This window comes from Streptomyces sp. NPDC002588 (assembly GCF_040295925.1).
Lineage (GTDB): Bacteria > Actinomycetota > Actinomycetes > Streptomycetales > Streptomycetaceae > Streptomyces.
The window spans coordinates 65,137-78,830 of the sequence record NZ_JBEOWF010000054.1 but is presented as its reverse complement, the minus strand read 5'-3'; the positions used below and the strand labels follow the sequence as shown (position 1 = coordinate 78,830).

The 13,694-nt window shown below is 71.0% G+C and carries 12 protein-coding genes; 4 read left to right on the top strand and 8 right to left on the bottom strand.

Features of this window, described 5'->3' with window-relative positions; genetic code table 11:
- Nucleotides 1-140: 140 nt before the first annotated feature.
- Nucleotides 141-683 carry an alkyl hydroperoxide reductase gene (locus ABT057_RS41850; protein WP_352349252.1) on the bottom strand — a complete coding sequence of 181 codons (543 nt, stop codon included), beginning with the start codon at nt 681-683 and terminating at the stop codon, nt 141-143.
- A gap of 218 nt (nt 684-901) precedes the next feature.
- Between ABT057_RS41850 and ABT057_RS41845 the strand changes: the two genes are divergently transcribed.
- The 3 genes from ABT057_RS41845 to ABT057_RS41835 all read left to right on the top strand — a co-directional run bounded on the left by ABT057_RS41845 (nt 902) and on the right by ABT057_RS41835 (nt 2,773).
- Entirely contained in the window at nt 902-1,822 is a 921-nt protein-coding gene (locus tag ABT057_RS41845) for a MarR family transcriptional regulator (RefSeq protein WP_352349250.1), read from the top strand.
- A 146-nt stretch (nt 1,823-1,968) separates the two neighbouring features.
- Nucleotides 1,969-2,340, top strand: coding sequence for a roadblock/LC7 domain-containing protein (locus tag ABT057_RS41840; RefSeq protein WP_352349248.1), 372 nt, complete (start codon nt 1,969-1,971; stop codon nt 2,338-2,340).
- A 4-nt stretch (nt 2,341-2,344) separates the two neighbouring features.
- Complete coding sequence (locus ABT057_RS41835) at nt 2,345-2,773, top strand: hypothetical protein (protein ID WP_067248480.1); 429 nt, start codon at nt 2,345-2,347, stop codon at nt 2,771-2,773.
- A 40-nt stretch (nt 2,774-2,813) separates the two neighbouring features.
- On the opposite strand, the gene ABT057_RS41830 is transcribed toward ABT057_RS41835, so the two are convergent.
- From ABT057_RS41830 to ABT057_RS41810, 5 genes are all read right to left on the bottom strand, one after another.
- The gene (locus ABT057_RS41830; protein WP_352349246.1) at nt 2,814-5,135 is read right to left on the bottom strand and encodes an ABC transporter permease; all 2,322 of its coding nucleotides are present in this window, start codon (nt 5,133-5,135) and stop codon (nt 2,814-2,816) included.
- Nucleotides 5,132-5,821: an ABC transporter ATP-binding protein gene (locus tag ABT057_RS41825; protein WP_352349244.1), complete on the bottom strand. Its 690-nt coding sequence runs from the start codon at nt 5,819-5,821 to the stop codon at nt 5,132-5,134. The genes ABT057_RS41830 and ABT057_RS41825 overlap by 4 nt, the downstream gene beginning before the upstream one ends.
- Nucleotides 5,818-6,342, bottom strand: a complete 525-nt coding sequence (locus ABT057_RS41820) for a PadR family transcriptional regulator (protein ID WP_352349242.1) — start codon at nt 6,340-6,342, stop codon at nt 5,818-5,820. Before ABT057_RS41820 ends, ABT057_RS41825 begins: the two co-directional genes overlap by 4 nt.
- A gap of 179 nt (nt 6,343-6,521) precedes the next feature.
- On the bottom strand, nt 6,522-6,779 hold the full coding sequence (locus ABT057_RS41815; protein ID WP_352349240.1) for a type II toxin-antitoxin system antitoxin: 258 nt from the start codon (nt 6,777-6,779) through the stop codon (nt 6,522-6,524).
- Complete coding sequence (locus tag ABT057_RS41810) at nt 6,776-7,705, bottom strand: SPFH domain-containing protein (protein WP_352349238.1); 930 nt, start codon at nt 7,703-7,705, stop codon at nt 6,776-6,778. Before ABT057_RS41810 ends, ABT057_RS41815 begins: the two co-directional genes overlap by 4 nt.
- Before the next feature lie 290 nt (nt 7,706-7,995).
- Between ABT057_RS41810 and ABT057_RS41805 the strand changes: the two genes are divergently transcribed.
- A complete protein-coding gene (locus tag ABT057_RS41805) occupies nt 7,996-10,452 on the top strand; it encodes a transglycosylase domain-containing protein (RefSeq protein WP_352349236.1) in 2,457 nt (818 codons plus the stop codon).
- 82 nt (nt 10,453-10,534) lie between these two features.
- On the opposite strand, the gene ABT057_RS41800 is transcribed toward ABT057_RS41805, so the two are convergent.
- Together ABT057_RS41800 and fomD are read right to left on the bottom strand one after the other, a co-directional pair.
- On the bottom strand, nt 10,535-12,634 hold the full coding sequence (locus ABT057_RS41800) for a SpoIIE family protein phosphatase (protein WP_352349235.1): 2,100 nt from the start codon (nt 12,632-12,634) through the stop codon (nt 10,535-10,537).
- Nucleotides 12,635-12,935: 301 nt separating this feature from the next.
- Nucleotides 12,936-13,628 carry a cytidylyl-2-hydroxypropylphosphonate hydrolase gene (gene fomD / locus ABT057_RS41795; protein ID WP_352349233.1) on the bottom strand — a complete coding sequence of 231 codons (693 nt, stop codon included), beginning with the start codon at nt 13,626-13,628 and terminating at the stop codon, nt 12,936-12,938.
- Between the last annotated feature and the right edge of the window lie 66 nt (nt 13,629-13,694).

The window sequence follows — 13,694 nt, the reverse complement described above, 5'->3', positions numbered from 1 at the left end:
CCCTAGTAGCTCCGCTACGAGGGCTTCCGCCCGGCACGCCGAGAGCACGCACCGAACGCCGCTCCTTCTCCCACGGAGATCCATCAGAAGGGCCCAGCCCCAGGGCTTGTCCCGTGGGCGGCCGGGAGGGTGGGCGCCGGTCATTCGGCGGGCTCGGCGAGTACCGCCTCCGCGTCCAGTGTCACCGCCACCGCCTGGATCAGCGAGGCGATCCTGAACGCCTCCTGGACGGTCTCGCGGTCGACGCCCGCCCCGCGGAGGGCCTGTTCGTGGGAGTCGAGGCACGCCCCGCAGGCGTTGACGGCGGAGACCGCCAGGCACCACAGCTCGTGGTCGGTTCGTCCCACGCCCGGATCGGCGAGGAGGTTCATCCGGAGCCCGGACCGCAGACGGCCGTACTCCTGGTCCGACAGCAGATGCCGGGTGCGGAAGAAGACGTTGTTCAACGCCATCGTCGCCGCCGTCGACCGGGCCGCCCTGTACGCCTCGGGGGAGAGGTTCGCCTGCGCCTCCAGCGCCAGCTCGCGCAGCACGATGGGGGAGCGGGAGGCGATCGCGGTGACGAGGAGTGTGCCCCACAGCTGCTGCGCCGTCAGGCGTGAGCCGTCGAAGACCGAGTCCAGATTGCGTCTCAGATCCCTCGCGTGGTCCGGGATCGCGGACTTCAGCGCGTCGAGCGACATCTCGTGCTCCTTTTCCCAAGCGGTCAAACCAGCTCTGAACGAAACGATTTGAGTTTCCCGGGCGACTCCGAGAGACACCGGAGAACTCAACTTCCGTCAGCTGCGGACAGGTGGCGAACACCGCCCTGGAATATGCGCGCCGACTGATACACCTTCCCCCCTGAGCGCTACGCGTCACGCGTATGTGCGATCGATCGGGTGACCTGCCAAGGGGTGTGATGTCGGGCTACGAACTGCTGGCACGCGACCTCGCCGCGTGCGGGCGTGACGGCTTCACCGGGGAAGTGCGGGTGGCCGGCGCGCCCGGCGGCACCTTCCACTTCCGCGGCGGACTGGTCGTGGCCGTGGAGTCGCCGGGCGCGCCCGGACCCGATGCCCTGCTGCTGCGCTCCGGGCGGATCGGCGGCGAGGAGTGGGCCTCGCTGGTGCGCGAGTCCGGCGGTGTGCGCTGGCCGGCCGACGGGCTGATCGCGCAGGGGTACGCGGGCGCCGCCCAGCTGCGGGTGGTGTGCGCGATGGCCCTCCAGGACGCCGCGTTCGCGGTGGTCGCGGGCAGCGTCGACGACTGTGAACGCGGTCCGGCCGCCGGACCGCCGCCCGCCTCGGTCCCCGTCGGCGAACCGCCCACCCGGCTGCTCCAGGAGGCCTCCCGCAAGCTGCGCGCGCTCCTTGCGCTGCCCCGCGCCGTACGCCCCGAGGGGGAGCGTCCCGTCCCCGCCTCCCTCTCCTACGCCGCCGGCCGGCTCGGCCCCCTGCAACGCGAGCTGCTCACCCACGCCGACGGCCGGCGCACCGCCCGTGACCTGGCCTTCCGTACCGGGCGCGGGGTCTACACGGTGACCGTCGAGGTGGCCCGGATGCTCGGCGAGGGGCTCCTGGAGTGCGCGAGCGCGCCTGCCCCGATCCCGGTCCGGCTGCCGCCCGACGCCCATGGCGTACGGCCCCGGGAACCGGCCCCGCCCCCGCCGCCCGTCCCCGTGCCGCCGGCCGGTCCGCCCCCGAGCCCCGCGGCCCTGCCCCGCCGCCGCCCCGGCGCGAGCGGCATCAACGAGGCGCTCGCGCCGGAGCCCGCGGAGGACGGTGGCGGGGGCACCGGCTGGAAGGACTTCTTCCGGCTGCGCAACCCGACGACGAAATAACCCGCCCGGAAGTCCCCGCCCGGAAGTCCCCGAGAAACCCCGCCGAGAAGTCCCCGCCCGGAAGTCCCCCACAAATGTCCCCCACTCAGAAGTCCTCCACAGAAACCAGACGGTCATATGCGATCAGAAATAGGGGAGTTGCGCCCATGGACCACAAAGCCCTCGCACGGGAGATGCGCGGCCTGCGCGAGCAGGTGAGCGGCATCACCGACACCGCGGTCGCGGCGGCCGACGGGCTGCTCATCGCCGCCGACACCGCCGACTCGATCGACCCGGAGGGCCTCGCCGCCCTCGCCGCGGCCGGCCTCGGCCTCGCCCGCCGCACCTCCGAGGCGACCGCCCGCGGCGCCCTGCACCGCACGGTGACCTACGGCAGCCACGGCTGCGCCGCGTTCTACGCCGTCGGCGACACCGCGCTGATGGTCGTACTCGGAGACGAGGGCATGGACGTGGAGCGGCTGCACCGGGCGACACAGCCGGCCCTGCGCCGGATCGATTCGATTCTCACCGGAGTCTGAAGGGATGGCGACGAAGCGTATGACCCCAGGTTTCTCCGACCAGGTGATGGGCCTGGTCAAGTCACTGCGTACGGATGCCCCCGACTGCGTCGCCTCCGGCGTGGTCGACATGTCCACCGGCATGCTGCTCTCCTACGAGACCGTCGACAACCACCCGCCCGAGGTCCTGGACCTGCTGGCAGGCGCGACCCTCGACCTCTTCCAGGGGCGCACGGTCGTGATGATCGAGGACGTCTTCAAGGAGCGGCGCGGGATCCAGAGCGACAACCACTTCTTCCAGGAGATCCTCGTCAACAGTGACAACCTCACCCACCTGTTCGTGCGGATGACGGAGCAGCAGGACGTCGTCGCGGTGGTCGTCTGCCGCAAGTCCGTCAACGTGGGCATGCTGTTCGCACAGGTGCGGAGGGTGGTGCGGGAGTACCAGCTGTGAACGCGAACGGTCCCTCCCCGCCCGGGGAGGGACCGTGTGCTCACTCGGTGCGCAGGCCGTCCGGCCGCATCAGCCGTATCAGCGGCGGCAGGCTCAGCAGCGTCACCAGCAGGACGACGACCGCGCCGATGCCGGTCATCGACAGCACCACCTGCCAGTTCACCCCCACCGGCTGGTCGGTCATCCGCAGCAGTACCGCGCCCAGCGTCACCCCCACCACCGAGGCCAGCACCAGGCCGAGCCCGATCGGGATCGCCGTCTGCCACAGCACCGACATGCTCAGCGTGCGGCGCCGGGTGCCGAAGGCCACCAGCGACGACAGCAGCTTGCGGCGCTCGCGCAGTTGCTCCAGCTGCGACACCAGCAGGCTCGCCCCGATCAGCGCCAGCACACAGATCGCGCCGACGCTCAGCCCGGTGCGGATGGACTCGTACCTCGGGGACGTCTCGGTCCCCGACCACATCATCGGACTCGCCAGCGGGTCCACGGCGGCCGCGGTGTTGAGGGCGTACTCGTCGGCGTCGGGCACCGACCGGTCGATCGAGAGGTAGACCTGCCCGGAGACCACGCCCGCGAAGTCCCGGGGCATCGCGCCCGGGGTCATCAGGAAGCCGCCGCGCAGACCGCCGGACGGGTCCTCCACCGCCGTCACCTGCGGGATACCGGCCGGCACCTTCCAGGTGACCACGGTGTCCGCGTCCTCGATGTACAGCTTCTTGCCGGGCTTGTTCAGCAGCGGTCCGTCGGTGGAGTAGCTGGTGCCGTCGGCCAGGAAGATGTCGCCGTCCTTGCAGGAGGGCAGCTTCGCCACCTCGCGCAGGGCCGCGCAGTCGCCGACGGCCACCTCGGTGCCGTGGGTGGCATCGTCGGCGGTCGTCGAGGGGGCGTCGCTGAGATAGCCCTCCGACAGCGCGATGACCCGCCGTACGCCCTTGGTGTCCTCGAACCGCCGGGCGGTGTCCGCCAGTGGCGTGCCCTTGGGCACGCTCACCTGGATCTGCGCCCGGGAGAGGTCCTCCTTGCTGGGCTTGGTGTACTGGTCGTCGACCCCGGCGAACAGCATCTGGAGCGCGATCGCCCCGGCCACCGCCACCGCGATGCCGTTGACCATGCGGGCCGCCGTACCGCTGCTCAACTGCAGCCGCCGCACGGCCAGTTGCCAGGCGATCCCGCCCGAGCCGAGCCGGGCCACGACCCGCTCGACCAGCCACGGCAGCAGCGCGGTCACACCGACCAGGAGCAGCAGGACGCCGCCGACCACCAGGTACTGGTTGAAGTTCCCTTCGGAGTTGCCCTGGCCCATCATCGGGTAGAGCATCGCGAGCCCGGCCAGCGGCAGCAGCAGCCGCCACCACAGCCGGCGCCGCGCGGGCTTCGCCGCGCGCACCACGCCGAGCGGTTCGATCACCACGCCGCGCAGGGCGAGCAGGGTGACGAGTACGGCGGCGGCCGGCACCGCGACCGCGACCAGCGCGGCGAGGGCGGGCGAGGGGTTGAGATAGCTGGGCCAGATGCTGATCTCGAGTACCTCGAGGGAGCCCGCCACCTGCCGTCCGAACAGGAAGAACACCGTGCCGAGGACCAGACCGAGCAGCGCGCCGGCCATCGCCTCGCCCGCCGCGACCCGCCGGGTCATCCCTCCGTCGGCGCCCACCAGCCGCAGCGCCGCGAGCCGCCGGTCGCGCCGCTCGCCGCCGAACCGCACGGCCGCCGCGATGAACACCGCGACCGGCATCAGCAGCACCGTGATCATCACGACGCTCAGCAGCACCAGTACGGGGTCGGCCTTCTCGGGCTCCGGGTTGGGCGTCCCGAACCTCGTCAGCCGGTTCACGCCCGGGTCGTCGGTGTGCAGCCCGGTGGCGCCGGCGAAGTAGGCGAGTTCCTGCGAGCCGACAAGCCCGGGTTCCGTGATGGTCCCCACGATCCGGTACGGAACGCGCTCCCGCAGCAGCTTCCCGCCGTCCGAGGTGAGCAGCCGCTTCAGCGCGGGGGAGACGACCATCTCGCCCTTCGCCGGGAACGCGTCGACGCCGGGCGGCAGCGGGGCGCGCGGCCCCTCCGGTTCCAGCAGCCGGCCGCGCACGCTCTTCGAGCGGAACGTCGTGTCGGTCTGTGCGACCAGCAGGGTGTTGTCGGCGCGGGCCGGCTCCTCGGCCATGAACGTGTAGTCGGAGCGGGCCTGCTCGCGCGAGTGCCGCTCGACGATCACCCCGGGCAGCGCGGCGGCCAGGAGCAGCAGTGCCACACCGAGCCCGACGCCGACCGCCGTCAGCCCGGCCCGGACCCAGCCCTCCCGGCCGCCCGCGAACGCGAACCGGACCCCCAGGCCCAGATCCCTGGACCACTGGCGCAGGTTCATACGGCCCGCTCCATGTCCCGCGACTTCCCGTCCCGTACGACGATCTCGCGGTCGGAGTAGGCGGCCACCCGTGCCTCGTGCGTCACCAGCACCACGGCCGCGCCCGCCGACCGGGCCGCCTCGGTCAGCAGCTCCATGACCCGCTCGCCGTTGAGCGAGTCCAGCGCGCCGGTCGGCTCGTCGGCGAACACCATCCGCGGGCCGGTGACCAGCGAGCGCGCCACCGCCACCCGCTGCCCCTGCCCGCCGGACACCTCGCCGGGCCGCTTCTTCGCGAGGTCGTCGACCTCGAGGCGCTCCATCCAGGACAGCGCGGTCTTCTCGGCCTGCTTGCGCGGGGTGCCGTTGAGCCGGAGCGGCAGCGCCACGTTCTCCACACAGGTCAGCTCCGGCACCAGCTGTCCGAACTGGAACACGAACCCGAACTCCGAGCGCCGCAGGGCGCTGCGCTGCGCGTCGCTCATCGTGGCCAGGTCCCGCCCGTCGTACCGGATCGAGCCCGAGTCGGGCGTCACGATGCCGGCCAGGCAGTGCAGCAGTGTCGACTTGCCGGAGCCGGACGGCCCCATCACCGCGACGACCTCGCCGGGGTGGATGGAGAACTCGGCGCCGTCCAGCGCCATGGTCGGCCCGTACGCCTTGCGCAGGGCCTCGGCGGCCATCAGGGATCCCCCGGGGGCGGTCATGCGATCACCGTGTCCTTCAGCTTGTCGAGGCGCGCGGCGGTGAGCTCCAGCCAGCGCAGGTCGGCCTCGAGGTGGAACAGGGCGTGGTCGCAGATCAGCTGGTCGGCGAGGTCGCCCCTGCGCTTGCGGTCGGTCAGGATGCGCATGCTGCGCAGGTGCTCCGACCGCTGGGTGTCGAGGACGTCGGCCGCGTCGCGCTCGGTGAGCAGCGCGAGGACGACCTTCGTGTAGAGCGTGGACTGCAGGTACGGCTCGGGCTTCTCGGGCGTGGCGAGCCAGCGCGCCACGTCGGTGATCCCGGCTTCGGTGATCGCGTACCGCTTGCGCTCGGGGCCGCCGCCGGCCTCGATGCCGTCGACCTCGACGAGGCCGTTCTTCAGCAGCCGCGACATCGTCGAGTAGACCTGGCCGTAGTGCAGCGGCCGGTCGTGACCGAACTTCTCGTCGAAGGCCCGCTTCAGGTCGTAACCATGACGGGGCCCGGACTCCAGGAGTCCCAGGAGGGTGTGACCGATGGACATGGGGAGGACTGTACATGCGGTGTATACCCGGTGTGTATACGCGGAGTGTGTAGGTGGTGGCGGGGGGTGGGAGGCCGCAGGTGGGACGCGATTGTCACTGTTCTGCCACAGCGCCGGAACCGTGTTCTGAAGGCCGTTCTGGCACTCCCAGCCCGTCCGGCGTCTGAGGACGAGGCCGTTCAGGCCGACGGGGGCCTGGGGGCGGAGCCTCCAGGGGGCCGTCCCCGGCGAGGAATGGGCCCGGTGTCCCGCGGCAACCTCCCGGCCTCCGCGAGGGCGCGCCGCAGCAGGAACTCGATCTGTGCGTTGGCGGACCGCAGCTCGTCCCCGGCCCATCGGGCCAGCGCGTCGTACACCGCGGGATCCAGCCGCAGCAGCACCTGCTTGCGCTGCTGCGGCCGGCGCCGAGGAGTCGCCCCCTCTTCGGGGGTGGTCACTGGTAGAGCGTCCCCGTGTTCAGGACGGGCTGTGGCGCCCGGTCCCCGCACAGCACCACCATCAGGTTGGACACCATCGCCGCCTTCCGCTCCTCGTCCAGTTCCACGATGCCCTGCTCGGCGATCCGGCCCAGTGCCGCCTCGACCATCCCCACCGCGCCGTCCACGATCTCCCGCCGCGCCGCGACCACCGCGCCCGCCTGCTGCCGCTGGAGCATCGCGGAGGCGATCTCCGGAGCGTAGGCGAGATGCGTGAAGCGTGACTCGATGATCCGCACACCGGCCGCGTCCACACGCGCGTGCAGCTCGGCCGCGAGCTTCTCGGTGATCTCCTCGGCGTTGCCGCGCAGCGAGAGTCCGTCCTCGTCGTGGGAGTCATAGGGGTACTCGATGGCGATGTGCCGTACGGCCGCCTCGGTCTGGGTGGCGACGAACTCCAGGAAGTCGTCCACCTCGAAGGTGGCCTGCGCGGTGTCCTGCACCTTCCACACCACCACCGCGGCGAGCTCGATCGGGTTGCCGTAGGCGTCGTTGACCTTCAGGACGGCCGTCTCGTGGTTGCGGACCCGGGTGGAGATCTTCTCGCGGGAGGTGAAGGGATTCACCCAGCGCAGCCCGTCCTCGCGGATGGTGCCCCGGTAACGGCCGAAGAGCTGCACCACGCGCGCCTCGCCCGGCGCCACCGTGTTCAGCCCGCACATCGACAGGAACGCGGCGAGTCCGACGAGGATGCCGACGACTATCAGCGCGGCCTTGACGCCGCCCGCGGTCACCACCGCGGCGAGGGCGATCAGTCCGGCTCCGGCGAGCAGTCCGACCAGTCCGAGGGACAGGGCCAGGCCGCCGCCCACGCTGTGCGCGGGGAATTCCTTCACGCGCGGAGCGGGCATCTCGGGTGCGTCGATCGGTGTGTTCTCTGTGGGCATGGGTGGTTCCCCCGTTTCGTGGTCGCGTGGGCCGGTTCGTACGGCCCTTGCGTAAGCATCGATCTATCTAAGTGATAACACTTAACCGCTGGATGGCAACCCTCTGCGCCTCCCGTACGTCGGTGATGGTGGAGTGGTGTGCCGGGTCTGCTGGGCGGGGTGCTGATTCTCACCCCCTCCGAGGGCCGGATCGGGAGCCCTTCGTCACAGCCGACGGTGTTAGTTTTCTGAGCTGACCTGCCCGAGGGCACCGGTGTGACTGCCGAGTAGGAAGCGGAGCGAGCGGACTCATGGGACGAGCGGACGAGAGACGAGCGCGACAGCGTGGTGGCCGCCGCGCGGCGCCCAAGGACCGTTCGTCGCGGACGGAGGCAGCAGAGTCGCGGAGCGAGTCGGCATCGACGTCGACGTCGACGGCCACCGCGACGGCCGAGAGCCGCGAGGACGTGGCGTCCGGCGGCCGCGCCGCGGCGCGCAGGGCGGCCGCCAAGAAGGGCCGGGGCGCCAAGGCCGGCAAGGGCGGTAAGAAGGACAAGAGCCTCATACGCCGGATCTTCACCTGGAAGAAGATCCTCGGCGCGTTCCTGATCATGACCACGGCCGTCATCGGCGCCGTCGTCTGGCTCTACGTCAGCACTCCGATCCCCGAGGGCAATGCCGACGCCAAGCTGCAGAGCAACGTCTACGAGTGGGCGAACGGCTCGACCATGACCCGCGACGGCACCGTCAACCGGGAGAACGTCGACCTGTCGAAGGTCCCCAAGGAAGTCCAGCACACCTTCGTCGCCGCCGAGAACAAGGGCTTCTACGACGACAACGGCGTCGACCTCCGAGGCACCACCCGAGGCATCCTCAACACCCTCATGGGCAAGGGCGCGCAAGGCGGTTCGACGATCACCCAGCAGTACGTCAAGAACTACTACCTGACCCAGGAACAGACCGTCACGCGCAAGCTGAAGGAACTGGTCATCTCCCTGAAGCTGGACCGGGAGAAGTCCAAGGACTACATCCTGGCCGGCTACATCAACACCAGCTACTACGGCCGCGGCGCCTACGGCATCCAGGCCGCCGCCCAGGCCTACTACCGCGTCGACGCCAACAAGCTCTCCGTCCAGCAGGGCGCCTACCTCGCCGCACTGCTCCAGGCCCCCAGCCAGTACGACTGGGCCGTCGCCACCGACACCGGCAAGAAGCTGGTGCAGCAGCGCTGGAACTACGTCCTGAACAACATGGTCGAGCAGAAGTGGCTCGACAAGTCCGACCGCGACGCCATGAAGTTCCCGGTTCCGAAGGCGCCCAAGGCCGTCGCGGGGCAGGAGGGCCAGATCGGCTATCTGGTGCTCGCGGCCAACAACGAGCTGGCCAGGCAACTGGTCGCCAGGGGTGTCGCCGACGACTTCGAGTCCGCCCAGGCCCTGGTGAAGCGCGGCGGCTGGAACATCCAGCTCAACATCGACCCGAAGAAGCAGAAGGCGCTGGAGGCGTCCGTCAAGGAGCAGTTGACCAGCAAGCTCGACAAGAAGAAGCGCAAGGTCGACGGCAACGTCCAGGCCGGTGCGGCATCGGTGAACCCCAAGACGGGCGCGGTCGAGGCGATGTACGGCGGTTTGGGCTACACCGACCACTACGTCAACAACGCCACCCGCGACGACTACCAGCCCGCCTCCACCTTCAAGCCGGTGATCCTCGCCGCCGCCTTCGACGAGAACGCCAAGACGCAGGACGGCGATGCCATCACCGCCAACACGAAGTACGACGGCACCAGCAAGCGCCCGGTCGTCGGCAGCGACATCGCCTTCGCCCCGGAGAACGAGGACGACCAGAACTACGGCAACGTCACCGTCCAGACCGCGCTGAACAAGTCCATCAACTCCGTCTTCGCCCAGATGGGTGTCGACGTCGGCATGGACAAGGTGCTGAAGGTCGCCGACGACCTCGGCATGGACACCAAGGACCTGAAGGCCGTGCCCGCCCAGACCCTGGGCACCATGGGCGCGAGCCCGCTGCAGATGGCCGCTGTCTACGCGACCCTCGACAACCACGGCAAGAAGGTCACCCCCGCCCTCATCAAGACGGCGACGAACAGCGCCTACCCGACGTTCGAGCACACCGACCCCATCGGCGGCCAGGTGATCAGCCGGGAGGCCGCCGACTCGGTCACCTCGGTGCTCACCGGCGTGGTCGACGACGGTACGGCGAAGAAGTCCGTACGGGACAACCCGCTGCGCAAGGGCCAGAAGGTCGCGGGCAAGACGGGCACCTCCGACAACAACAAGTCGGCCTGGTTCACCGGCTACACCCCCGACCTGGTCACCTCGGTCGGCCTGTTCGGCGAGGAGGCCAAAACCGGCGCCCAGGTCCCGCTGACCGGTGCGACGACGGGCCTGACCACGGTCGCGGGCCGCATCAACGGTGGTGGCTTCCCGGCCCAGATCTGGGCGGCGTACACCTTCGGGGTCTCCACCAAGGTGACCAAGTTCGACCTGGACACCGACCAGGGCGCGGCCGTCCAGACGTCGTCGCCGTCCCCGAGCAAGTCCTCGACGCCGAGCGAGACCCCGTCGAACACGCCCACGACGTCCGCTCCGACGACGTCCGCCCCGACGACGTCGGCTCCGACCACATCCGCTCCGACGACGTCCCCGCCGGCCACCAACACACCGACCAGCCCGACGACGCCGCCAGCGACGACGTCCCCGCCGGCGACCCCGACGGGAGACCCACTGAACCCGTTGAACGGCCAGTAGGGACACGAAGAGGGGGCGCCCGGGGTTTTCCCCCGGGCGCCCCCTCTTTTCCGCTCTCCCGGCCGTTCTCACGGCCTTCCCGTCAGCTCCGGTTCAGCTCGAACCAGACCACCTTGCCGGTGCTCAGCCGGGTCGCGCCCCAGCGCCGGGCCAGCCGGTTGACGAGATACAGCCCACGGCCGCCCTCGTCGGTCGCCCGGGCCTGCCTCAGGCGGGGCAGCTGCGGTACGTCGTCACCGACCTCGCACCGCAGCACATCGGTCCGCAGCAGCCGCAGGGTGACCGGCCGCGAGGCGTACCGCACCGCGTTGGTGACGACCTCGCTGACCAGCAGCTCCACCGAGTCGGTCAGATCCTCCATACCCCACCGGGACAGTGCGCGCCGGGCCAGCCGCCGGGCGCGGCCCGGTGCCGCGTCCTCCGGCTCCAGGAACCAGTACGCCACATCGCTCGGCGCGATCCCGTCGAAGCGGGCGGCGAGCAGCGCGATGTCGTCGTCCCGGTCACCCGGTCCGAGCATGTCGAGCACCTCGTCGCACAGGGCCTCGAGCGGCGGCGGGTGGTCGGGACCCGTCAGCTGGGCGGTCGCGGCCAGCTTCTCGCGCAGCTGCTCTATCCCGGTCGCCACGTCCCGCAGCCGGGACTCGACCAGGCCGTCGGTGTAGAGCAGCAGGGTCGCCCCGGCGGGCGCGTCCAGCTCCACGGCCTCGAAGTCGACGCCGCCCACACCGATCGGCGCCCCCGGCGGCACCCGCAGCACCTCGGCCCGGCCGCCCAGGTGCAGCAGGACGGGCGGGGGATGGCCGGCGTTGGCGATGGTGATGCGGTGCGAGACCGGGTCGTAGACGGCGTAGAGGCAGGTCGCCATGCGGTCGGTGCCCAGCCGCTGGGCCTGCTCGTCGAGGTGGTGCAGGACCTCCTGCGGGGGCAGGTCGAGCCCGGCGAGGGTCTGGGCCGTGGTCCGCAGCTGCCCCATGATCGCGGCGGACGTCATGGAGTGCCCCATGACGTCACCCACGACCAGCGCCACCCGGCTGCCCGGCAGCGGGATCGCGTCGTACCAGTCGCCGCCGACCCGCGCGGTCTCCGCGGCGGGCAGGTAGCGGGAGGCCAGCCGGACGCCCGTGCAGCGCGGCAGGTTCTCCGGGAGCATGGTGCGCTGCAGCTCGTCGGCGATGTACGCCTCACGGTCGTACAGCACCGCCTTGTCGATGCCGAGCGCGCTGTGCGTGGCGAGCTGCGCCGCCACCAGCAGGTCGTCGTTCTCGAACGGGAAACGGTCCGGGCGGCGCAGGAAGACGGCCGCGCCGATCACCCGGCGCCGGCCGCGCAGCGGGGCCAGGATGGCCCGTCCGCCGCCGGGGATCACCAGGGTGCTGTCCTCGCCCAGGAGTTCGGGCAGCGCGGCGCGGGCGGCGGGATTGTCGGCGAAGACCGGACGCACCCCGCGCAGCACCTCGGCGAGCGCCCCGCCGGGCCGCACCTCGCACAGCTCCGCCACCGCGGAGGACAGTTCGGCGTTCAGTTCGGCCGGTTCCGGCGGCGGCAGGGCCAGCGCGGCGAAGCCGGGCTCGGTCTCGCGCTCCTCCGGGATGCGGTCGGTGCGCCGCAGCCGCAGCATGACGCGGTCGGCCACCGGCCGTTCGTCGCCGACCGGCAGCGGATCACGCAGATAGACGAGGATCGCGTCGGAGAAGGTCGGCACGGTGGCCCGGCACAGCCCCATCACGATCTCGTCGAGGTCCAGACCGCGCGCGATCCGCCGGGTCGCGGCGCCCACGAAGCGCAGCCGGTCCCCGTCCCGCCGCATGGGTGTGGGCCGCCCCGGGGTCACTCCTTGCCCCGTACGACGCTCGGAACGCGCGTCACCGCCCGGCTGGGCCGGGATCGAGTCGGGCGCCGGACGCGGCCGGTGGGTGTCGGGTTCGGTGCCGGCCGCCGGCTGGGAGTGCTCGGCCTGCGATACGGCCGGATCCTTTCCCTGGACACTCTTGTTTCCCTTGCTGCCCGTCCCACTGGTGGCACACGACGCGGTGCTGCCCGGACCGTCCTCGGTACGTCCCTGGGCTGAAGGGGGTAAGGCGGCCGAACCGCCGGGCGCCGGGGTATGCAGGAGCGCCCCGCGAGGGTCCGTGGGGTCGACGCCCTGAGGGCGTTCGTAGCTGGTGGGCTGCTCCGTCACGCGTGTCGAATCCGTCCGTCCGGGGCTGCGCGCCGCGCACGCAGTTGGTCCCGCAGAAAACCCGATACCCGGAATACGTGTCCCCGGAACGGAATTCCCGCGTGGTCAGAGGCTGTTCCTGTGCCACCGGTGCCCCGGGCGCACCCGCCGCCCCCACCGGTGTTGCGCTCGTACCCCTCGCTCACGTCCTGCCGCCCCTCGGTGACGTTCGGTCAGACCCGGTGTCGGCCCCGGGAGTTGCTGTTCGATGCTCTTGCGGAGGACGATCCTACGTTTCCTGACCCGGGGCGTATCAAGGGTCTCATGTGGACACGTGCGCCGGCGTACGGTCCCAGTCCTCCGGAAGCAACGGTACGGCCCAGGACGGATTCGGGCGCCAGTGCTGCCAGCCCTGGTCGAACGGAGTCCCCCAGGAGCGGATCACCTCCACCGCCCCGCGGCCCGCTTCCCGGACCCGCTCGGCGACCTCCGCCCTCATCAGGCCGTCCTGCTGGGCCTGCGCGAACTCGTCCTCGTCGCGCCAGTCCCAACTGCGATCGGGGTACACGCAGATGTCCAGAAAGTGGTCCTCGGAGTCCACTCCGCCGCCCCAACGGGTGAGCGGCTGCTCCAGATTGACGTACCAGTTCTTGAACTGCCAGCCCGGCTCCCAGAACAGCCACACCGACCAGGGCTCCCCGGGCCGGGCCAGCTTCAGCACTCCGGTGCCGAACCAGCGGTCGAGCTGGACGACGCGTGGCTTGGTGTAGCGGGTGCGCAGCGGCTCCTGGTGCAGCGGGGTGCCGTCCGCGAGCACGGGCTTGGCGACCTGGGTCCCGGGGGCCAGCCAGACCGCGAGCAGTTCCTCGTCGTCGCGGACCACGGTGACCGGGCGGGCGATATGGAACAGTGCGCCGCCGTTCTCCCGGTACCGCCAGAGGATCTGGTCCCCGGGCTCCCAGAAGGCCGCCGCACCACCCGTTCCCACGCGTCTCACCGCTCCGCCGTCTGCCATGCACAGATATTAGGTGCCATGGACATACGACGCTGCGGCGCGCGTCACGGTTCTGTGCGCGGGGCG